The organism is Brevibacillus ginsengisoli, assembly GCF_050113715.1.
In the GTDB taxonomy this organism is placed as follows: Bacteria; Bacillota; Bacilli; order Brevibacillales; family Brevibacillaceae; genus Brevibacillus_H; species Brevibacillus_H ginsengisoli.
The window spans coordinates 183,661-205,718 of the sequence record NZ_JBNJQR010000006.1 but is presented as its reverse complement, the minus strand read 5'-3'; the positions used below and the strand labels follow the sequence as shown (position 1 = coordinate 205,718).

18 protein-coding genes are annotated in these 22,058 nt (G+C 46.0%); 1 reads left to right on the top strand and 17 read right to left on the bottom strand.

Features of this window, described 5'->3' with window-relative positions; all coding sequences use genetic code 11:
* Window positions 1–123: 123 nt before the first annotated feature.
* The 4 genes from ACQCN2_RS14290 to ACQCN2_RS14275 form a co-directional block, all read right to left on the bottom strand.
* Window positions 124–2,133 carry a methyl-accepting chemotaxis protein gene (locus tag ACQCN2_RS14290; RefSeq protein WP_426929601.1) on the bottom strand — a complete coding sequence of 670 codons (2,010 nt, stop codon included), beginning with the start codon at window positions 2,131–2,133 and terminating at the stop codon, window positions 124–126.
* Between the two features lie 40 nt (window positions 2,134–2,173).
* Window positions 2,174–3,808: an amidohydrolase gene (locus ACQCN2_RS14285; RefSeq protein ID WP_426929600.1), complete on the bottom strand. Its 1,635-nt coding sequence runs from the start codon at window positions 3,806–3,808 to the stop codon at window positions 2,174–2,176.
* A gap of 310 nt (window positions 3,809–4,118) precedes the next feature.
* A complete protein-coding gene (locus tag ACQCN2_RS14280; protein WP_484479032.1) occupies window positions 4,119–4,775 on the bottom strand; it encodes an MATE family efflux transporter in 657 nt (218 codons plus the stop codon).
* A gap of 66 nt (window positions 4,776–4,841) precedes the next feature.
* Complete coding sequence (locus ACQCN2_RS14275; protein ID WP_426929598.1) at window positions 4,842–5,027, bottom strand: aldehyde dehydrogenase family protein; 186 nt, start codon at window positions 5,025–5,027, stop codon at window positions 4,842–4,844.
* Window positions 5,028–5,574: 547 nt separating this feature from the next.
* Here ACQCN2_RS14275 and lexA point away from each other — a divergent pair.
* A complete protein-coding gene (gene lexA / locus ACQCN2_RS14270) occupies window positions 5,575–6,198 on the top strand; it encodes a transcriptional repressor LexA (protein WP_426929597.1) in 624 nt (207 codons plus the stop codon).
* 93 nt (window positions 6,199–6,291) lie between these two features.
* On the opposite strand, the gene ACQCN2_RS14265 is transcribed toward lexA, so the two are convergent.
* From ACQCN2_RS14265 to mutL, 13 genes are all read right to left on the bottom strand, one after another.
* A complete protein-coding gene (locus ACQCN2_RS14265; RefSeq protein ID WP_426929596.1) occupies window positions 6,292–6,801 on the bottom strand; it encodes a DinB family protein in 510 nt (169 codons plus the stop codon).
* A gap of 31 nt (window positions 6,802–6,832) precedes the next feature.
* Window positions 6,833–7,321, bottom strand: coding sequence for a DUF456 domain-containing protein (locus tag ACQCN2_RS14260; RefSeq protein WP_426929595.1), 489 nt, complete (start codon window positions 7,319–7,321; stop codon window positions 6,833–6,835).
* Between the two features lie 274 nt (window positions 7,322–7,595).
* Window positions 7,596–8,930, bottom strand: a complete 1,335-nt coding sequence (glnA, locus tag ACQCN2_RS14255) for a type I glutamate--ammonia ligase (RefSeq protein WP_426929594.1) — start codon at window positions 8,928–8,930, stop codon at window positions 7,596–7,598.
* Window positions 8,931–8,971: 41 nt separating this feature from the next.
* On the bottom strand, window positions 8,972–9,382 hold the full coding sequence (locus ACQCN2_RS14250; RefSeq protein WP_426929593.1) for a MerR family transcriptional regulator: 411 nt from the start codon (window positions 9,380–9,382) through the stop codon (window positions 8,972–8,974).
* A gap of 153 nt (window positions 9,383–9,535) precedes the next feature.
* Entirely contained in the window at window positions 9,536–10,126 is a 591-nt protein-coding gene (locus ACQCN2_RS14245; RefSeq protein ID WP_426929592.1) for a TetR family transcriptional regulator, read from the bottom strand.
* Window positions 10,127–10,165: 39 nt separating this feature from the next.
* Window positions 10,166–11,443 carry a methionine gamma-lyase family protein gene (locus ACQCN2_RS14240; RefSeq protein ID WP_426929591.1) on the bottom strand — a complete coding sequence of 426 codons (1,278 nt, stop codon included), beginning with the start codon at window positions 11,441–11,443 and terminating at the stop codon, window positions 10,166–10,168.
* Between the two features lie 50 nt (window positions 11,444–11,493).
* The gene (gene hflX / locus ACQCN2_RS14235) at window positions 11,494–12,792 is read right to left on the bottom strand and encodes a GTPase HflX (protein ID WP_426929590.1); all 1,299 of its coding nucleotides are present in this window, start codon (window positions 12,790–12,792) and stop codon (window positions 11,494–11,496) included.
* Between the two features lie 70 nt (window positions 12,793–12,862).
* Window positions 12,863–13,816: an AAA family ATPase gene (locus ACQCN2_RS14230; protein WP_426929589.1), complete on the bottom strand. Its 954-nt coding sequence runs from the start codon at window positions 13,814–13,816 to the stop codon at window positions 12,863–12,865.
* Between the two features lie 148 nt (window positions 13,817–13,964).
* Window positions 13,965–14,201 carry an RNA chaperone Hfq gene (gene hfq, locus ACQCN2_RS14225; RefSeq protein WP_426929588.1) on the bottom strand — a complete coding sequence of 79 codons (237 nt, stop codon included), beginning with the start codon at window positions 14,199–14,201 and terminating at the stop codon, window positions 13,965–13,967.
* Window positions 14,202–14,232: 31 nt separating this feature from the next.
* Window positions 14,233–15,189 carry a tRNA (adenosine(37)-N6)-dimethylallyltransferase MiaA gene (gene miaA, locus ACQCN2_RS14220; RefSeq protein ID WP_426929587.1) on the bottom strand — a complete coding sequence of 319 codons (957 nt, stop codon included), beginning with the start codon at window positions 15,187–15,189 and terminating at the stop codon, window positions 14,233–14,235.
* A gap of 11 nt (window positions 15,190–15,200) precedes the next feature.
* Window positions 15,201–15,971: a class I SAM-dependent methyltransferase gene (locus ACQCN2_RS14215; protein WP_426929586.1), complete on the bottom strand. Its 771-nt coding sequence runs from the start codon at window positions 15,969–15,971 to the stop codon at window positions 15,201–15,203.
* Window positions 15,972–16,185: 214 nt separating this feature from the next.
* Window positions 16,186–19,797, bottom strand: a complete 3,612-nt coding sequence (locus tag ACQCN2_RS14210; protein WP_426929585.1) for an Ig-like domain-containing protein — start codon at window positions 19,795–19,797, stop codon at window positions 16,186–16,188.
* 185 nt (window positions 19,798–19,982) lie between these two features.
* Entirely contained in the window at window positions 19,983–22,031 is a 2,049-nt protein-coding gene (gene mutL / locus ACQCN2_RS14205; protein ID WP_426929584.1) for a DNA mismatch repair endonuclease MutL, read from the bottom strand.
* Window positions 22,032–22,058: the final 27 nt, after the last annotated feature.

The window sequence follows — 22,058 nt, the reverse complement described above, 5'->3', positions numbered from 1 at the left end:
GCGAACAAATGTTCATGTCAAGAAAAAACATCATCCCCCCAAAATAAATATCCCATCTGCGCAGACAACCAAGAATGACACTATGGCTGTTAACACAAATGGGATATTTTAAGACCTTCAAAATTACTGTTCCTCAAGTCTAACATTTTGCAAAACAACTTGTAGTTCATTCGCTGTACGTTTCAACCGTTCCGATGAAGAAAAAATTTCTTTCATCGCGTCCAATTGTTCTTCACCTAATGCGGCAACGGTACGGGTTTTCCCCACCGACTCATTTGCAAAGCTCGTTGTGTTGGATACCGCTATGGCCACTTTTTCCGATGAATGAGAAAGGGTAGTCGATGCTGTATTTGCCAAATCGGTTTGCTCCTGTACCCTATGAACAGCTTCCAATACTCGTTCAAAAATACCGCCTACATCCCGAAAAGCCATTAAACCTTTGGAAGTCTCCGAGTACACTTGATCCATGGCCTTTGTCGATGAAGAAGAATGCTGTTGGATCAGTTGCACAATCTGCTTGATCTGATTAGAAGAAACCTGGGTTTGTTCGGCAAGTTTTCGTATCTCATCCGCCACCACCGCAAATCCTTTTCCATGTTCCCCGGCCCTTGCTGCTTCAATTGTCGCATTAAGTGCAAGCAAATTCGTTTGACTGGCAATATCCGTAATAAAGCGGATGATCTTGTCAATCTCCTTAGAACTATCTTCCACGTTACGGATCAAACTCATCAGACTCTGGAAGGAATCATTCACCGCTTCCATTTGATGTACCGCGTCCTCTACTACTTTTCCGCCTTGGATGGCCTCACGGGTAGTGAGCGTGGATGATTCGTTAACAATGGACAGGGTATCCGTAATTTTTTGAATTCCTTCGTTCATTTCGTCCAGCAAGGCAGTCGAATGAGTTGCTTCCTGGATCAGTTTGTCAGAACCGCTGGCAATTTCCTTGATCGCAAGCGCAATCTGCTCCGTAGCACCTGATGTCTGCTCTGCCGTAGAAGCCAGTTGCACAGCTGACGAAGCTACATGAGTAGCGTGTTCTGTCGCGGTTACGTTGACGTTACGCAATAGACTCCGCATACTCCCGAGCATCACAGAGAGTGACTGAAACAAAGTCCCTATTTCATCTCTTCGTTTCACCAACCGTTCATCCACTTGTGTATGCAGATTTCCATGTGCCATACCGTCCAGAATTTTGACCAGTTGCTTAATGGAAGTAACAACACGTTTCCGAATCGCGATATTCAATAGGATAAAGGACAGTAAAATGACAAAGCCGGAGATGAACGCCCCTGTTTTAAGTTCTTGTTTTACTTTTGTTGTGGCTGATAACGATTGTGTGACCGCCATAACGCCGATTGGCTTTCCGGTGAGATCGTGAACAGGCGAATACATCTGTGCTTTGTCCACACCGTTGTATTGTGCAAAAACTTTTTGCAGATCGGTTGTTCCGGCAATCACGCTCGCCAGATACGGCTTGAGTGTCGCCTGGGTTATGGTTGCATCTGTCGTCAAGAAGGACTGATCCTCTGTCATTAGGGCGACATCAACCTGCAATGTCTCTTTCATTTCGATCAATGTTTCCTTGTCCAAATGTCGACCATAGATAAGCCATCCGACTGGAGTCGCCGCTCCCGATTCATCTGTAATGCTTGAGGCTGCAATCATTGCTAGCCCGTTTTTGACTGGGATAATCCCATTAAATTTGGCTTCCTTTTTCATTCGTTCCGTCATATTCATCGGCACGGAGCTGGTAAAACCGTCGATTGCGTCTGTCTGTGAAAGAATGTTTCCATCAAGGTCAGAAGTGATAACAAAGTTAATTCCCGTTAGGTTTCCTTTTGCAATGTTGATATTCTCTTTAATCCAGTTGCTGTCTTTTTTAGAAACCGCGTTCCGAAAGTCACTCCAGTGGGAGTTCGGAGTAACGAGATCCAACAAGTCACTTCCGGTTTTCTCCAGCAGATGGTTAACAGAATGACTTGAACTGACAATCTGCTCGCCTCCGATGCTGAGCAGATCCTGTTCTAGCTTGGAGAACAGATAGAATCCGATCCCTGAAATCGGGAGAACTAGCAGAAGAGTAAGAATGACGATCACTTGGAAATTAAGTGAGATTCTTTTCCTTATCAAGGCGAATTCCCCCCAAAAATATGCAACATAAAAAGAGACTTTAGACTTCCGTTATTTTCTCTTGATTCAATTTGGCGGCTTGATACACCAACTCACCATTAATCATGGTCATCTCAACCGACAGATCAGCGATCGAAGTGAGGTCACTTCGCATAATGCTGCCATCTAATACGACCAAGTCGGCCAACTTTCCAACTTCAATGCTTCCTTTTATATCTTCTTCAAAGCTGGCGTAAGCGCCGTTCCACGTATAGGCTCGAATGGCCTCCATCACGCTGACTCTCTGATTTCCCCCGACTTCAGTCCCTTGTTTACTTTTACGGTTAACGGCTACATGGATACCAAAAAGTGGACGATAATCAGTTACAGGGCTATCCGAACCAGCAGCCGCTATGACTTCGTTATCAAAGAAATCACGCAGTGGATACATGTGGTTGACGCGATCTCCGTAGTTTTTGATGTATCCGTCACCGTACTCATAAAAGAATGGCGGATTAGGAATGGGAACTACGCCAAGCTTTTTCATTCTGGCAAGCAAGTCAGGTTCTGTAACCCCTGCGTGTTCAATACGATGACGGGCATTGGAAGAAGGATATTTCGTCATGGCTTCCTCGATACAATTCAGCACCATTTCGATAGCCCGATCTCCCTGAGCGTGAGCTGTTATTTGAAAGCCTTTTTGATGCGCCTCACCCAAAATGCGATTCACTTCTTCCTGCGTATAGTATAGGATTCCGTAATCCTCAGGGTTGCTGGTATACGGCTTTCTTGTGGCAATGGTTGGACCGCTGCTACTGCCGTCCGTAAACAGCTTGGCAGGCCCAATTTTGAACCGTTCATCTCCAACACCGGTTGTAATTCCAGCTGCCATCATGTTTTTGATAAACTCTTCCGGATTGTCCATCGCACACACCATCGCATAGATTCTCACCTTGACCAAACCGCTGCGCGCTGCTTGTTGCATCACTCTGAAACTGTCAGAATCATTGGTTCCGGCATCATGCACACTCGTAATGCCCGCTGATACATAGTCGGCAGACGCCATCGCCAAAGCGCGACGAAGATCCTCTTCAGAAAAAGGAAACGCTTTGGTCGCTTGAAAATGAGCGTTTTCAAACAAACGTCCTGTGGCCTCCCCCTGATCATCCCGTTCAATAATGCCTCCCTTGGGATTAGGTGTATCTTTGGTGATACCAAGCATCTCTAGCGCTTTGGAATTGACCGCTGAGATATGATTGCATGCGCGAACGACAATGATCGGATGTTCGGTTGAAATTTCGTCCAATTCGTCACGGGTAGGGTACCGTTGTTCGATTATTTTTGATTCATTGAACCCCCACGCTCTCACACACTTTCCTTTTGACAGCTCCAAGGCTTTGGCGCGCAAATCATTCAAGATATCTTGCAGAGATTGAATGTGGGGCTCTTTGCAGCTTACACCTAATTTGTCGATTCCATAAGCAAGAATATGCAAATGAGAGTCGATAAAACCAGGAAGCAGACTTCTTCCTTGAAGGTCAATAACGCTTGTTTTTTCTCCAATGAATTGCTTGATCTCTTCAGTTGAGCCAACTGCGACGATCCGGTTCTCTTTTACCGCTACCGCTTCTGCAATCCCATTTTGACAATCTACAGTAATAACCTCTCCATTAAGAAAAACGTAATCTGTGTGCATCGTAATCCTCCTTTAGTCGATTTATACATTTCTTTCCTAACTGATTAGTTTTCCGGACTTCTTAATCTTTTGAATTATCTGATCATAAAAATGGCAGCTACAACGAACGAAGGCAGATCAGCTAGCGGCGCCGCGTACCATACCCCATCCACCCCATAATAGTGAGGCAAAATATAGATGAGGGGCAGAAGGAATAAAAACGTTCTCCCAATCGCGATCAGAGTGATCTACCGTTTTTCTCGACCGCTTCAAAGTAACCTGAGATCAACAAGGTAATTGCGCCCAGCGGGAATGTGAAATTAAATATCCTTTATTGTCCAAACGCCAAGATCTTACAAATTTGGATCGCCACCCACGTTGCTTCTCTCACACGGCCGTATAATTTTGCGCCATAGTTATAACTAATAATCGGCTGAACTCCTGTGACAGCCCCTAATGCCATGAGCACAAGATAATTGATGATATATCCATTTTGGATCGTAAATGCAAAGACATGTAATTCTCCCCCATAGTCCGAAAGCAGAATATTATCGATCACAATCGCAATAAACATCGTAAGTTGTACGGAAAAGGAGGAGAAGCCTGTGGCGAGCTGGTCGTTCATCGACACTAACAAAGAAGCTAAGCATGACCGGCAATACAGCAAATGGGACAGCATCGCCGGTCGCTCCAAAAAAAGCATCAATGATTCGTTGTTTAATAATCCAAATATTGCGATAACTATTGATAAAATGGTGGTAAACCAAAGGGATTGTCCTACAATATTCCTCGCTTCTTCCGTTTTTCCTTCCCCTAGTCGGAGCGCAACTACCGCTCCAGCACCAGCCGCCATCAGGGTACCGACCGCGCGACTCAATACCATGATGGTATAGCCGATACCAACACCCGCTAATTCTGATGCCACTAGATTTCCTACGATCATCCCGTCAATAACCGACCGACCCGCAAAAGACAAATTGCCTAGAATAGCGACTATCGTGTAGCGTAAAAACAGCGTGCTAATTTTTTTGGTGCCGAACTCTCTTGTTGTCTTTTACTTGTATTGGGTTGGATTCGATATAATTCTGATACTCGAATACAGTATTCCCCATGCCCACCCCCTGAACCATTCGACAGGTTCCTTAATCATATTGGCTACTCCTGCCTGGATACCTGCCTGCTTGATAATCTCAAACAGTTTTACGGCTGTAACTGAAGTAACTTCGGATGGTTTGAACACAGGCTAGTATAACTAGTTCTTCCCCCTTTTTACATTATAGAAATACCTCTCGCTCAACAAACTTGACGATATCACTATAGAAAGCGCTTACATTTATTTTCCCCGAACAGAGATTCTAGAGCCATCTCCCTTGCATTCATTCGGTTTGGACTACTCCTCCTTTTGAGATGATATATGTGATGCAATACCCCACGATAACGCAATCGAGAATTCCGAGTTTTCAATTAATTAATCGAACAACCCATTCGTTTTATGTTAATGGGTTCATCGTATAAATTGGAGTTATCTTCTAGTCAATAGCCACTAAACTCAATTTTTATCAAAAAAGTGGAGTTACTCCAGATTTTATTTGTTGCTTTCCGGGGGATACCACTTGGCTATTGGAACATTTGCTAAATTTCACCGTAAGGTTAGACGAAGAAACCAGAAGTTTTAACGAACCCCGCTTCTTTTAATAGGAGATGTCCTAGAAAAACGAACTTATGTTTGTCGAACGCAAGATCCCATGGTATAATGTAGTAAAAGACTCGAGGATCGAGGTGTGGAAATGTCCAAGCTTTCCAATCGTCAACAAGCCATTATTGAATTCATTCGTAGAGAAGTAAAAGATAAAGGATATCCCCCATCTGTTCGAGAAATCGGAGAAGCTGTAGGACTAGCCTCTAGCTCTACTGTTCACGGTCATTTGGCGCGTCTGGAGAAAAAAGGGTTGATCCGCCGTGACCCGACCAAGCCACGGGCGATTGAGCTTCTGGGTGATTCCGACCGATTCCAGGAAGATTTCGACCTTAGTGTAGTTAGAGTTCCCGTTCTTGGTAAAGTAACAGCCGGTCAACCGATCACCGCCATCGAGCAGGTCGAAGAGTACTTCCCGCTCCCTGAAAATGTCGTGTCGTCCGATAACGTGTTCATGCTTCGCGTTTCCGGTAACAGTATGATTGAAGCTGGAATTCTGGACGGCGACTATGTCATTGTCCGTCAGCAAAGTGTTGCAAACAACGGCGATATCGTGGTAGCCATGACTGAGGAAGACGAAGCTACAGTAAAACGATTCTTTAAAGAAAAGACGCATTTTCGTTTACAGCCAGAAAACTCCTCTTTGGAACCAATCATTCTTCAATCCGTTTCCGTCCTTGGAAAGGTCATCGGAGTTTACCGTACCATTCATTAATTAAACTGGTTTGAACATTGTTTCAAAAGAACAGCTCCCCATTTAGCGAACACCGCTAGTCGGGGAGCTGTTTTGTTGAATATGAATTAAATTTTATAACCCTAGCTTTTGTTCCAATTCCCTCTTCTGACTCAGGTGATGGCGGAAATGCATATCAATAAGATCAAACCACTCCTTCGCGTTCAGCCAGCCGAAGCCATCATGTTTAACTTTATAGTTGGAGTTCACGCCTTCCACTTTTCCTTCCCATTCCAACATCTTCTGCTTTACTTGATCGAGTCCGTCGGAGAGGTCCTCTTTACTTTCCGAATTGCTGGGTGTGTTTTCAGGCAAGTCCGGCAACTTGATTTTAATCGGCGGAAATCCACCGTTCTTGTACAAATTCTCACCGGCCATCGTCTTGCCGAGCGTTTGCTCCCCACTTGCTGCTGCACATGCTTCCACGTTGTCAAGGTATTCCAGAGCCACAAGGATCACATGGCTGTACATTTGACCGAGCGACCAACCCCCTTGCTCGGATATATGCCTCAGTTGATCCAGCGAATAATTTTGCAAGTTGGTTTTGTACTCCTCAATCAACTTCAGATCGCTCAATTGAAACACCCCTTCAACGTGAATGATTAATCCATGCTTATTACCTTGCGATGAAGAACCAGATAATCATCAAAATTTGAATGAATACCTTAACTACCGCACTGCTTAATAACGCGAAAAGTGAACCAAATCCAACTTTGATCGCTTTCTCAATGGACTGCTTTTGGATGAACAGCTCAATCGCTATCACAAATAAAAATGGAAGCAGAATCATTCCGAGTGGAGGGTATACAAAGATCCCGAGGATAACCCCCGCAATAGCCCCTATCGAAGATAACCGAGACCCCCCTGAGCGCTTCACAAAATACATATTGGCCAGTATATCCGCAGCATAAGAAAGCGCACTTAAGATCCCCATCCCCCACCAGAAAGAAGGTGGAAGTCCCGGTGCCCCAGGTGCAACCAAAACAAACTGATATAAGAGAAACCCAATCCACATCAGTATTAAATCAGGCAATACCGGAAAAAAGATTCCAGCAAGGCTTAATCCGAATAACGTAATGATCATAATCCATAATAAGATCTCCATGGAAAACCTCCTCGTTCAAGAAACATTCAACTACCTGTTAGAGCATCCAATATTCTCTAATCATTACGTCATTCTACCCTAAAAGTTTCAAAAATCTCCATTGAGCAGGATTGAATCTAAAGAGTCGTATACATTAATCCGTTTCATTTGTACTGCTTGGGCTGCATTTTGGGTGTACAGTTCCTCCAGACCCACGAGCCGATGACAATTTATATTTAAAAAAACACCACAAAAAACCCTCACGCCAAGTGGCGTAAGGGTTTCAGCTTTTATCTTAATACGTATTCATGTATTGTTCACGTTCCCAGTTGTGTACGCGGGTGCGGAACATATCCCATTCGATTTCTTTTGCTTCGATGAAGTGGAGCAAAGCGTGCTCGCCCAAAGCTTCGCAGATTACTGGGTCAGCTTTCAAGCACTCGATTGCTTCTTTCAATGTGGATGGCAAGCTATCGATTCCGTTTTCTTCACGCTCTTGCTCATCCATCACATAAATGTTGCGATCGATTGCAGGAGGTGCTTGCAATTTGTTTTTGATACCGTCCAAACCAGCTTTCAGCATTACGGCCAAAGCGAGGTATGGGTTAGCTGCTGGGTCTGGGTTACGCACTTCGATACGAGTACCCATTCCACGGGATGCAGGGATACGGATCAATGGAGAACGGTTTTTCGCGGACCAAGCAACGTAGCAAGGTGCTTCGTAACCTGGAACCAAACGCTTGTAAGAGTTTACCAATGGATTGGTGATCGCAGCAAAACCACGTGCGTGAAGCAGGATACCCGCGAGGTATTGCTTAGCAGTTTCACTCAAGCCCAACACGTCGGACTCTTCGTAGAACGCGTTTTCTTTGCCGCGGAACAAGGATTGGTGAGCGTGCATACCGGAACCGTTTACGCCGAACAATGGTTTTGGCATGAAAGTAGCATGGAGACCGTGTTTACGAGCGATTGTTTTAACAACCAGCTTGAAAGTCAAGATTTGGTCTGCAGCATGGATTGCATTCGCATATTTGAAGTCGATTTCGTGTTGACCAGGTGCAACTTCATGGTGAGAAGCTTCAATTTCGAAGCCCATTTTTTCAAGGGTCAATACGATATCACGACGGCAGTTTTCACCCATATCAAGTGGAGCGAAGTCGAAGTAACCACCTTGGTCGTTCAGATCAAGAGTAGGTTCACCTTTTTCATCCAATTTGAAGAGGAAGAATTCTGGTTCTGGACCTACGTTGAAGTCAGTGAAGCCAAGCGCTTCAGCTTCTTTGATTACTTTTTTAAGAATTTGACGAGGGTCACCTTCGAATGGAGAACCGTCCGGCATGTAGATATCGCAGATCAAACGAGCTACTTTGCCTTCCTCAGTGCCCCAAGGGAATACTACCCAAGTGTCGAGGTCAGGATACAGATACATGTCAGATTCTTCGATACGCACAAAACCTTCGATGGAAGAACCGTCAAACATCATTTTATTGTCGAGCGCTTTTTCAAGCTGAGAGACTGGAATCTCTACATTCTTGATAACACCCATCAAGTCAGTAAATTGCAAACGGATGTACTTCACATTTTCTTCCTTCGACAGTCGAATAATGTCCTCTTTGGTGTAACGTCTCAAAACAATCTCCCCCTCATCCAATTCTCAGTATGATTTATAGTTTAGTGGAAGAAGCGTGATAGCTCTCCACGAATCAGTGCGGTCTCGCCTAAACGAGATGCACCGGGATTCATAATTTGTTGCTTCAATAGTTGACGAAGCTCTTTCTCGGACATTTCTTTGCGCTTCGCTTCAGATTTCTCAGTAATCTGTGTTTCCTCAACTTCTGCGCCTTTCATATCCATAACTTGTTTAATGCCTGCGATGTTTAGGCCTTTTTCAATCAATGACTTGATCTCTAATAAAGTATCTACATCATTAAAAGAAAATAGACGTTGCTTACCTTCCGTTCTTGCCGGATGAATCAAGTCGTTCTGCTCATAATAGCGAATTTGCCGAGCAGTTAATTCAGTAAGCTTCATCACAATGCCGATCGGGAAGAGAGCCATATTACGACGGATCTGATCACTCATCAGATGCTCCCCCTTTACTTACTTGTCTTATCAAGTATGTCGTGCACTTGATCTATTCCTATAATACGCTCTGTGAAGAAATATGTCAAACGTTATGTTAGGAAATGTTACATAGAAATCGTAATTTAACTCACATAGCCTGATACATTCAATTTATACTGGACACCCTAAGCCTCTCAAAACAAAAGAAACCGTGTCTTGTACGGCTTCTTCTTGACTTCGCATCTCACCAGAAAGAATGGGTTGGAAAAACGGATGACAGTTTGAAAACATAATGGTCTGCATCACAAAAACAAGCGTGTAATCCAGTGACCGAAAGGAAAACACGCCTTGTTCTCTCCCTTCCAACAGCTTGTCCCGAATAAACTGACAGAGCGGATAGGTATACATCCGTAGTTCACTCGTTCTCGGGCTTTGCAAGGTAACCTCATTTTGAAAAATAAGCGTTAACTCCGGTTCTCTGTCACGAAACATAATCGCCTCATGGATCAGCTTCTTCATCACTTCAACGGGACTCTCAATGGATTGAATTTGTTCAAGTAGCTGCTGGGTCCTAAAAAACGTATCGACTAGCGTATAAAATACCTTTTCTTTGCCCCCAAAATGGTACGAGACCAGGGCAACATTCACTCCCGCCGCTTCACAAATCTGACGTACGGTCGTTCCTTCATAGCCTTGTCTTGCGAAAAGCTTCTTGGCAGCTTGCAAAATTCGCATTTTTACTTCTGACTGTTCTATGTTCAATAGATGCCGCCTTCTTTCCTATACCCTCATAAGAGAAACTTACTTTGCCGGCAGCTCGAGCAAACCTTGGGTGAGCATATTATCCAACGCAGTAAGAATCCCCACTTTGACATGAGAATAGGTAAGTCCACCTTGAACAAAGCCAAGGTAAGGCGCGCGAATCGGACCATCAGCCGAAAACTCGATACTTGCTCCTTGGATAAAGGTACCGGCGGCCATAATAACTGGATCAGCGTAACCTGGCATTTCACTTGGCAAAGGTTTAACATGAGAATCGACTGGAGCCGCTTTTTGAATACCCTGACAAAACGCAATCAGGCGATCAGCAGAGCCGAACTCAATTGATTGTATTAAATCAGTTCGCGGTTCATGCCAAAGCGGATTGGTTCTAAATCCGAGTCTCTCCAGCATAGCCGAGGAAAATATGGCGCCTTTGAGCGCTTCTCCTACTACGTGAGGGGCCAAGAAGAACCCTTGAAACATCTCTAAAAGCGAATAAAGCGACGCTCCCCCTTCCGCTCCAATCCCAGGTGCAGCCATACGGTAAGAGGCTAAACGGACGTATTCTTCTTTTCCGACCACGTAGCCACCGGTTTTTACAAGACCACCACCCGGATTCTTGATCAGAGATCCCGCCATGATGTCTGCTCCGACGTGTAACGGTTCTTTTTCTTCCGTAAACTCACCGTAGCAGTTATCCACGAAAACAATCAGATTCGAATTGATTTCTTTTACAAAGCGAATCATTCCTTCTATCTTGGCGATAGTGAAAGAAGGTCGGTCAGCATAGCCTCGCGAACGCTGGATTCCGATTACTTTTGTCTTGGATGTTATGGCGTTCTGAACAGCCGCAAAGTCAATCTCGCCTTCAGCTGTCAGCGGAACCGTGTTGTATCCAATTCCATAATCCTTAAGAGAGCCCTGGGATTCTCCGCGCACTCCAACCACTTCTTCAAGCGTATCGTATGGTTTCCCAGTGATATAGAGCAATTCGTCACCAGGACGAAGCAAACCGAATAAACAGATGGCGATCGCATGCGTTCCAGAGATAATATGCGGACGAACCAGTGCCGCTTCCCCACCAAACACGTCAGCGTAGATGGATTCTAGTGTAGATCGTCCCATATCGTCATAGCCATAACCAGTGGAAGGAGCAAAATGAAACTCATTTACTTCATGTTTTTGAAAAGAACGGAGAACACGCAATTGGTTGTAATCCACCAATGATGCGATTTCTTTATGACGAGTGGCAACTTGTTGTTCTACGTCTTCAACGATTGGTTGAAGTTCTTTGCCATATGTAAAAAGGTTAAACATCTAGTATTACTTCCTTTCTTACCAAACAATGATAGTTGGGATAGATGATCTTACTCCCACGGTTCCAGTGTAACCTCTGGTTTATTCTCCAGAAACTCAAATACCTTGCCATAGATCGGATTGTCCTGATTTAAGCGGACTGTTATGCGATAAGCGGACGAGTCTTCGTCAAACTCCTGTTCCATCTCCACTCCAGCCCGATGAAGTAGCGAGAGAATATCACCCCGCTCAACGGGAACCTGCAGGACCATTTCATGAAAAGATTGAAGCGCAATCTGTTCAATCCGATTCAAAAGCCGTTGCAGGTCATCGTCATGAAGGGCGGACATGGCGATCGAGTCGGATTGGTTGGGGATGTAGGTGCCTGAATGAACCAAATCCACTTTGTTATAGACGATGAGTTGAGGGATTTCTTGCGCTTTCAGTTCTGCGAGCACCTTATCAACGACTTCCATATGAATTTCGAAGTCTGGATGGTGAACGTCCACCACATGCAAAATAAGATCGGCTTCCTTGACCCCTTCCAATGTAGAACGGAACGCCGCAACCAAACTCGTTGGCAAGTCTTGAATAAATCCAACCGTATCGGTGAGCAACACATCCTGACCACTTGGCAGATTCAACTGGCGTGTCGTTGGATCGAGCGTCGCAAACAATTTGTTTTCCTGCAACGTGCTGGAGTTGGTCAAGCGGTTCAGAAGTGTAGATTTGCCTGCATTGGTGTACCCGACAAGAGCAATCTCATACGCCTGATTCTTTTTCCGCCGTTCACGATGTAGGTTTCTAGTACGAACCACATCATCCAGCTGAGCCTTCAACTCGCTAATGCGTTTGCGAATATGACGACGGTCACTTTCCAGTTTTGTTTCACCCGGACCTCTTGTACCAATACCGCCTCCCAAACGCGACAGCTGTTTTCCTTGACCAGCTAGTCTAGGTAACAGATAGCTGTATTGGGCAAGCTCGACCTGAATTTTCCCTTCACGCGAATGTGCGCGTCCAGCAAAAATATCGAGGATCAACTGGGTACGGTCAATTACTTTACAATCAAATAACCCTTCCAGGTTTCGATTCTGGCTAGGAGATAATTCATCATTAAAGATCACGATATCTACGCCGAGGTCATTGGATCTGGCGGCAATCTCTTGAATCTTCCCGGTTCCCAAATACCATGCCGAATCCACCCGGTCACGATTCTGTGTCATGACATCCAGTACTTCCACGTCGGCCGTCCGGGCAAGCTCATGTAATTCTTCCATCGAGAGTCGAGCACGTTCTTCATCTCGATTATCAAGATTGCAGCCAACTAGTATCGCTGTTTCATGTGTTTTGATCAGATTATCTGTCATCTATATGGACATCCTTTCCTTGCAGCCCTTTAAACCCTTATTCTATCACAGATACAAACCGATTGTTACTCTAGGTAAACACGATATCTTCAGCGCGCAGGGTTAGTAGATCTTCTTTTGTTAGTTGCGCAGATTTCAACAATCTTACCGCCTGCAATCGTGCGGACTGCTCGATGACATTGCGAATATAACGAGCGTTACTAAAGTTCTCGAGAAACGGATTCTGAAGGCAATGGTTTAAATGCATCCGTAGTTTCTCTTTGGCAGCATGTGACAATTCATACTGCTTCGTGGAAGCCATATGTTCGGCAATATTCATTAATTCCTCTACCGAATAGTCCACAAAAGAGATTTGAATCGGAAATCGCGAAGGCAAACCCGGGTTTAATTGCAAAAACGCTTCCATTTCTTCTGTATACCCAGCCAAAATGCAAATAAACTCGTTCTTGGCGTCTTCCATTGCTTTGGTTAAGCAGTCAATCGCCTCTTTGCCAAAATCTTTTTCTCCGCCTCTCGCAAGCGAATAGGCTTCATCGATAAACAAGACGCCTCCCATCGCTCGCTTGATCAACTCCCGTGTCTTCTGAGCTGTGTGTCCAATAAATTCACCCACGAGATCGGCTCGTTCCACTTCAATCAGATGCCCTTTGCTTACTATTCCCATTTCCTTGAATATACGTCCAACAATACGGGCTACAGTGGTTTTTCCAGTTCCCGGATTCCCTTTAAACACCATATGGTACACTTGCTGTTCAATTTTCATGCCGTGCTTGGCCCTTTCCTGATTGACACGGAGGAGGGCGTAGATTTCATACATCAGCTTCTTCGCTTCCGCAAGGCCGATCATCGTTTCTAATTCGTCAAAGACCTGAACGAGGTTGACAGATGCGGTTGTTCGAACTCTTTCGGCCAGGGTCTCTGGTGTTTTTTGTTTTTCTGTATGATGAAACACCACTTGTATTCGGTTAGGAAGATTGGTGGTACCAACCACTCTCTCACCCGAACCATTCGCTGGTTGCTTCACAAGCGTTCACCTTCCTTCGCCCCATACCTCAGTATACTCCCCTATCCCAAAAACCTGCCCGTTTCTTTCCAGGAGGTTAAAATAAAAAAGGTGAACCACCGGCTGGTTCACCTTCTTGTTTTTCCAATCATCTTAGCAATATCAACGGTTATTGGTTGGTTTCTTGCGTCATGAGCGATACTGGGCGTTGCGGTGTAAATGTGGAGATTGCGTGTTTGTAAACGAGCTGTTGTTTTCCTTCACTATCAATCACAATAGTGAAATTATCGAACGCTTTAATATAGCCTCTTAGTTGAAAGCCATTCACCAAATAGATGGTGACCGCGATGTTTTCTTTGCGTAGATGATTCAGGAACGTATCTTGGATGTTGATGGATTGCTTCATTCGAAAATACCCCCTAAAAGGACTTGTAAGTTTATATATTCGGCATTTGGTGAAACTTTCCTGCCATAGATAGGCGAATTGTTTCCATTACCTTGTCGGTTTCACCAGGGTTGGTCAAATCAAACCATTGAATTTCGGGAACACGACGAAACCAGGACAACTGACGTTTGGCAAAATGTCTGGTACGTTTTTTTATTTCATGGATGGCATGATCCAAAGAAATTTCACCATACAAATAGGGGACTACTTCTTTGTAGCCAAGACCCTGCATGGATTGAAGGGATGGATCGAAACCTGCATCCAGCAAGTTACGCACTTCTTCAATCAGTCCCTCTTCAATCATGAGATCAACGCGTTGGTTAATTCGCTCGTACAGCTTGGCACGATCCATGGTGAGTCCGATCATGACAATGTCATACGGTGAATATTCGGCTCGGTGCTGGTAATCAGCCATCGTTTGACCTGTTTGCTGATAAATTTCAATTGCGCGAATCACTCGCTTCACATCATTGGGATGGAGTCGATCCGCCGTAATTGGATCGATCGCGCGAAGACGTTCGTGCAAAACCTCTGGACCTTCTGTATCGGCCATCCGCTGAAGCTGGTCGCGAAGCTCTGAATCCTGCTCTGCTTGAGAAAACTGATAGCTGTGTGTGACTGATTGTATGTATAGCCCAGTCCCTCCTACCATAAAAGGAAGACACTGACGCTGATTCATCTCCGTTATAAGTCTCTTGGCCATCTCTTGAAAACTAGCAACAGAGTAATCTTGATCCGGATTAATGATGTCAATCAGATGATGGGGAACAACTGCTTGTTCTTTTGGGGAGGCTTTAGCCGTTCCGATATCCATATACCGATACACTTGCATGGAGTCTCCGGAAATGATTTCGCCGTGGAAGGCTTGTGCCAGATCCAGACTCAATGAAGTTTTCCCAACCGCGGTTGGTCCCACAATAACGACCAGTTTTTCTTTGTGCTCCGCCAAGTCACTCCCTCCTAAACTTCTCTATAACTGTATACGACGTGATGCTCTCGATTACGATACGGAAGAAAGTCATATCGTTCAAAAAGTTTGCCTGCCTTGCCTTCCTTCAACACCACACGTTTTCTCGCAACCCGAAGCGCTTGCTGAATCGCTTGTTCCAACAGAGGTGCGTGATTGGCAAACTCTCGCAAACCCGAAATACCCGTAGACTCTCCCACCGCATGTTCGAACATCGGATCAAAGTATACAACATCGAATGAGCGATCAGGTAAAGCGCTCAGATAGTCCAAGTGATCACTTGCGACAACCTGAATACGCCCCATTGCCTGTTGCAATGATTCGGCACTTTCCCAATGCGTCAATCCGTCTGCCACAAGAAGGGCTATGATTCTCTCAGATTCCAAGCCAACCACTTGACCAGTTGGGCCTACAGCATAAGCAAAGACAATCGCATCGGCGCCCAATCCGAGAGTTGCATCCAACACTGAATCTCCCGGTTGTATTTGACAAGCAGAAAGCATAGTATCAGTATCGCCCCGCTCCAGCCGCTTTATACGAAAAGCTGCGGTATTTGGGTGAAAAAAGAACGACTGACCTTGTGGTTGTTCGATCCTTGCGCCCTTGGACGATACGACTAGAATTTTCTCTACTTGATACTTGCGTCGAAGTGCAGCCAGAGAAGCGTCTTTACGCTCAACTATCGGCAAGCCAAACTGCTCGGCAAGCCGCTTCGCGTGCTCTAGCGTGCTTACGCTGGGATCAAGGCCTGTTGTAATGATCAATCTGCATCACTCGTTTCATCTACCGCTTCTTCTACCACGATTGTCGTACGGTCGGCTATATAACTTTACCAACATATTACCATTGATTCAATAGGTTAATAAAGTCCGGGGTTGGGTCTACTGTAAATTTGGTCATAGAAAAACTGCACCTCCAATTGTTAGGTGTGTCTAACAATTGGTGTGCAGTTCAATGAGATGCAAGCCTTTTCCTTGTTTATTCCGCAACCGTAACCGTGATTGTCACTGTTTTCCCTTGGTACGTCGCATTGATTTTCACTGTTCCTTTGGCTACTCCACTAATTACACCATGTTCCACGGTAGCAACCGCCTCGTCTTCACTCGACCAATCTGCTTGCTCGGTTACGATTTTTTTCGAGTTATTCTCATAATAAGCGGTTAGCTTGACAGCTTGTTTTTTTCCTGCAGCTATCGTCACCTTCCGTTTGCTTGTGAGAAGGCGCTTGACCTGGTCTGCCTCGCCTACTTTTACGGACATTTCGGACGTCTTGCCACCATATATGGCTTTGATGACAGCCGTACCTGGGGCAATGGCTTTCACCTTGCCAGTTGGATCAACAGATGCCAAATCTGGGTCACTGGTAGACCACTTCGCTCGTTTGGTTACATCCACAGTTTTCTTGTTGGATAGCGTTGCAGTCAGTTGAAGCTGTTCCTCTTGACCCACTCCTAGTTGCAGGTTGGTCGGCTTTAGCTCCAATTTAGTTACATCCAGCATCGAAATCACCACGGAGATTTCTACTTTCTTACCTTGGTAGGTAACGGTAATCGTCGCCTCACCTTCTTTTCTCCCCGCTTTAATTACGCCTTTCGTTACAGTCGCGATTGTCTTCGAACTGGAACGATACTTCACTTCTTTATTCTTGGTGATGTCTTCTTTGGTGCCATTAGAATAGACGGCATACAGAGTAACGGGAGACGATTGGTTCGGTTTTAGAAGAATCGTATCTTCTGACGCCTCAAATCCGACCAACTTATTCTCTTCAACAACATTCACCTTGCACGTCGCTGTCTTGGCTTGGTCTACAGTCGTAACTGTAATCGTTGCGGTACCTGGAGCAAGTGGTGTGACAACCCCATCACTACTAACCTTCGCCACTTGCGGATTACTGCTACTCCATGTCACGCTTTGATTGGTAGCGTAAGATGGTTTGATCGATGCATGCATGACTGAGGTTTCGCCGCCAGCGGTTAAGCTGAGTTCCGTCGGATTCAGGCTCACGTCTGTAACCGGATAATAAGACGGAGAAGGAGAAGGAAGAGAAGGTTGTGCTCTTGTCACGTCAATGGTGTAAGTCTTCACAGTGTTGTCTTGCGCGGTCACAACTATGTAAATGGCATTGCTACCAACCTTCAAGGGGATCGCTCCGCTTGGTTGACCGCTTCCTACCAGATTTCCGTTTACCGTCATCGTGGCGTTGACATTAGCTACACTTGCGGATACCGTCAGACTGGATACGTTATTGGGCACAGAGGATACGTAGGAAGTTCTCCCAGATGAAAAACCGGGACTTAGTGTACCACTCGACAGCGCCAGTCCGTTCAAGGTCGCATCACTGGACACGATGGGCATTGCACTCGCTTCATTGGAGGCAACGCTGTCTCCTCCCGTATTGCTTGCCACTACTACAAAATAATACTTCGTCCCGTTGGTTAGTCCTGTCGCTGTGTACGTCGTCTCGCTTGTAACAGTTGCCACTGGCGTCGCATCATAACTTCCGCTCGACGTCCCTCTGTATACTTTGTAACTTGTTGCCCCAGTTACAGAAGACCAGCTTAACGCCACTTGGGAATCTTTTGTTGTTGCTGTCAGATCTATGGGAGCATTCGGAACAGTCCAAACATCGATTGCGCTGCTCTGCGCCGATTCAATCGTTTCATTGAGTGCTTTCACCGTAAACGTATATACGGTGCCTGGTGTCAGGCCATTCACTGTGTGGGTAGGGCTAGATACGGTCGCGATCGCCTTTTTGCCCCCATTCTCGTAGATGTTATAGCCCGTTGCTCCAGAAACTGCATTCCACGTAAGCGTAGTTGTTGTCGTCGTCGTGTTGCCGGCTTGCAGATTGTCCAGTACATCGGGAACAGGAAGCACAAATTGCCCTACACCATAATATCCCCCTGCATACAGCGTACCGCCTGCTTGAAGCAAGGTGTACATACCGCTGGTCGAACCACTCATCGGCGTCCACGTGTCGTTGCTGTACGACCATACTCCTTTGTCGTCATCCGTCGACGCATACAGCGTGCCGCCAACATATCGTAAGGAATACACATTGCTCGGCGAGTCTTTCATCGGCGTCCACGTGTCATTGCTGTACGACCAGACGCCATCGTTCGCCCCTGCATACAGCGTGCCGTTTACATTTATCAAGGAATGCACATTGCTCGGCGACTTGTCCATCTGCTTCCACGTGTCGTTGCTGTACGACCATACTCCTTCGTTGTTTTCCGTCCCCGCATAAAGCGTGCCGTTTACATTAAGCAAGGAAAAGACATTGCTCGGTGAACCTTCCATCTGCTTCCACGTACCGTTGCTGTACGACCAGACGCCGTTGTTGCCGTTCCATGTCCCCGCATAAAGGGTGTCATTTACATTTAGCAAGGAATACACATTACTCGGCGACTTGTCCATGGACGTCCACGTACCGTTGCTGTACGACCAGACGTCGTTGCTGCCGTTCCACGTCCCCGCATAAAGCGTACCGTTTAAAAGAAGCATGGAAATCACATTGCCTGGCGAGTTGTTCATGATTGTCCACGTACCGTTACTGTACGACCATACGTTGTTGCCGTTGTTCCACACACCTGCATATAGCTTTCCGTTTACTTCGAGCAAGGAATAGACTTCGCTCGGCGAGCCGCTCCACGTACCGTTGCTGTACGACCAGATATCGTTCCTTCCAGATTGCGTTCCTGCATACAGTGTGCCGTTTACTTCGACCATGGAATACACACCGCCCGGTGAGCCGCTCATTTGCTTCCATGTATCGTTATTGTACGACCATACATCGTTGTACCCGTACTGCGTCCCCACATACAGCGTATCTTTTACCGTGAGCAAAGAACGCACATTGCCCGGCGATTTACTCATTTGTGTCCACGTGCTGTTACTGTACGACCATACACCTTCGCCGCCGTTCTCTGTCCCCGCATACAGCGTACCTTTTACTCCGACCAAGGAACGCACATAGCTCGGTGACTTGTCTATCGGCGTCCACTCACCATTGCTGTACGACCATACGCCATTACTACTTTGCCGTGTACCCGCATAGAGCATACCGTTTACTTCGACCAAGGAACGCACATAGCCCGGCGACTTGTCCATCGGCGTCCACTCACCATTGCTGTACGACCATACACCTACGCCGCCGTTCTCTGTCCCCGCATACAGCGTTCCGTCTACTTCGACCAAGGTTTGCACATTGCTCAGCGAGCCACTCATCTTCTTCCACGTACCGTTGCTGTACGACCAGACGCCATCGTTCGCCCCTGCATACAGCGTGCCATTTACATTAAGCAAGGAAACCACATTGCTCGGCGAGCCGCTTATCTGTGTCCACATACCGTTACTGTACGACCATACGTCGTTGCTGTTGTTCCATGTCCCCGAATACAGCGTGCCGTTTACATCGACTATGGAATACACGTTTGGCGGTGGCATTGATCCCACCGTTGTCCAGGTTGACGAGGCCGCATTGGCCGTTTTTTCTGTACTCATGAAGGACATCATTGCAATGAGAAACGCCAAGAATATACTTCCTAAACGGCGAGACCAAAGCCTGATTCTGGGTTCAGATTGATTCATGTGCATAAACACCTCTTACTTCATTAGAATGATTGCACTGGTAATTCAGCGATTCACGCTTTTTGTCGGAATTTCTTGGACGAGTATAGCAATAATCAAAATGAAAAAAACCTAACTAAAGTTAGGCTTTTCCAAAGTTGCGAAATAACTCAAATTCTATGCGCTTTTTCCATTGTCGACAGGAATTACATGACCCTTTTGAACATCTTCTCCAAATCATAGGACGAGAAATGAATAATAATCGGTCGACCATGCGGACAAGTAAACGGGCTGGAAGTCGAACGCAAATCTCCGAGTAACGCTTCCATCTCTGGTATGGTCAAGTATCGATTAGCCTTAATCGAGGCTTTGCACGACATCATGATCGCTGCTTTTTCGCGAATTGGACGAATATCTGCGGTTTCTTTATCCGATAGTCCAATACTATATTGCACTAATTCGTCGATGATCTCAAGTTCAGCCCCTTCCGGAAACCATTGTGGATGAGAACGAACCACAAAAGTTCGGTTGCCAAACCATTCCATCTCTAATCCTAGCGATAGAAGTAAATCAAGACGTTTCTTCAGCTTCACTTCTTCCGCTGAGGTACACTCAATCGTATGCGGGAGTAACAGAAGCTGACTGATTGAGGTTTCTTCGGCGAGCTTGCGCATGAACAGCTCATAGTAAATTCGCTCCTGCGCTGCATGCTGATCAATGAGGTACATTCCGTTGTCATTCTGGGCAACGATATACGTTCCATGAACCTGTCCAACAGGAAAAAGCGCCGGGACAGCCGGGTGTTGTTGGGCTACCTCTTCACTGTCGCTAGAATTTAGAAAATCGATTAATTCAGTGTGATTCACAGATTCTTGGGGATAGACGGACTGTGTCGGATTATCTGATTCAACTGTAGCCATTGATTCAGCTGGCTCCATTAATTCTTCGCGCTCTTCTTTCAACTCGTCGATTATAACAGGATTGGATTGAATCAACTCCGATTTCGTCTGCTCTCGCCATGTCTGTGAAGCAGACTCGTAACCATCCTGATTCGAATCGCGAACAACCTGAATCGAGTCAGGATGGGGCTCCAGTTTACGGATAATTGGCGGTCGATTCTCACCTACCCGCTCTGTCCACATTTGAGTGGGTGTCTGTGCAGGCCGATTAACTGACGAAGGAGGAGCCAAATCAAATTGCGGCTGAATCGGTTTCTCTGTGATAATTCTTGCCTTTTTCTCTATCTGCAGTGGTTTGATTATCCCAAGCCCTTCTCGCAGCGCGGATTGCACCGACTTCTCAATCTGTTGGCAAAGCTCTTGCTCTTTACTAAAACGTACCTCCAGCTTGGATGGGTGAACATTCACATCAACCAAGGTGGGGTCCATCTCGATGTCGATCACCGCAATCGGATATCGTCCAATTGGAAGCAAAGTATGATATCCTCGCATAATCGCTGCTGTTAAGGCGTTACTGCGCACATAACGACCATTAATCAAGGTGCTGATATACGAACGGTTAGAGCGAGTAACTTCGGTTTTGGACAAAAAGCCACGCCATTTAAAATCAAGTGACTCTCCTTCAATAGGGAGCAAGAGCTTGGCAATCTGTACGCCGTAAATCGCAGCCATTACATGAAGCATCTTCCCGTCACCTGACGTTTGCAAAAGAGCCTTGCCGTTATGCGTCAACGTAAACGCAATATCCGGATGAGTCAGGGCGAGACGATTCACATAGTCAGAAATATGGCCAACTTCAGTAGAAATCGACTTCATGTATTTCAACCTGGCCGGTGTGTTGTAGAAAAGCTCCCGAACCAAAATCTGAGTACCTCTTACCATCGCCGAATCTTCTATTTGTTTGACATGCCCGCCTTCGATCAGTAGTTTGGTCCCCACTTCGCTGCTCGATTGACTGCTCAACAGCTCCAGACGCGCGACAGAGGCGATACTCGGAAGTGCCTCTCCGCGAAAGCCAAGCGTACGGATTTGAAACAAGTCACGGGCCGTCCGAAGCTTACTTGTGGCGTGACGTTCGAAGGCGATCACACAATCCTCCCGATCCATTCCATTGCCATCGTCTATGATCCGAATCAACTGGAGGCCGCCTTCTTCGATGTGAACCTCAATTTTGGTTGCGCTCGCATCGATTGAGTTCTCAACCAATTCCTTCACAACAGACGCTGGTCTCTCTACTACCTCACCAGCAGCGATCATGTTACTTAGGTGTTCATCAAGCACTTGGATTTTGCCCACTCGCTTATCTCTCCTCCCCCGCTTGGT

What these genes read in the sequence shown, in the direction of transcription:
- ACQCN2_RS14285 (WP_426929600.1), bottom strand. Translation starts at nt 3,808, where the DNA reads ATGCACACAGATTACGTTTTTCTTAATGGAGAGGTTATTACTGTAGAT.
- lexA (WP_426929597.1), top strand. Translation starts at nt 5,575, where the DNA reads ATGTCCAAGCTTTCCAATCGTCAACAAGCCATTATTGAATTCATTCGT.
- ACQCN2_RS14260 (WP_426929595.1), bottom strand. Translation starts at nt 7,321, where the DNA reads ATGGAGATCTTATTATGGATTATGATCATTACGTTATTCGGATTAAGC.
- ACQCN2_RS14250 (WP_426929593.1), bottom strand. Translation starts at nt 9,382, where the DNA reads ATGAGTGATCAGATCCGTCGTAATATGGCTCTCTTCCCGATCGGCATT.
- ACQCN2_RS14240 (WP_426929591.1), bottom strand. Translation starts at nt 11,443, where the DNA reads ATGTTTAACCTTTTTACATATGGCAAAGAACTTCAACCAATCGTTGAA.
- hflX (WP_426929590.1), bottom strand. Translation starts at nt 12,792, where the DNA reads ATGACAGATAATCTGATCAAAACACATGAAACAGCGATACTAGTTGGC.
- hfq (WP_426929588.1), bottom strand. Translation starts at nt 14,201, where the DNA reads ATGAAGCAATCCATCAACATCCAAGATACGTTCCTGAATCATCTACGC.
- ACQCN2_RS14210 (WP_426929585.1), bottom strand. Translation starts at nt 19,797, where the DNA reads ATGAATCAATCTGAACCCAGAATCAGGCTTTGGTCTCGCCGTTTAGGA.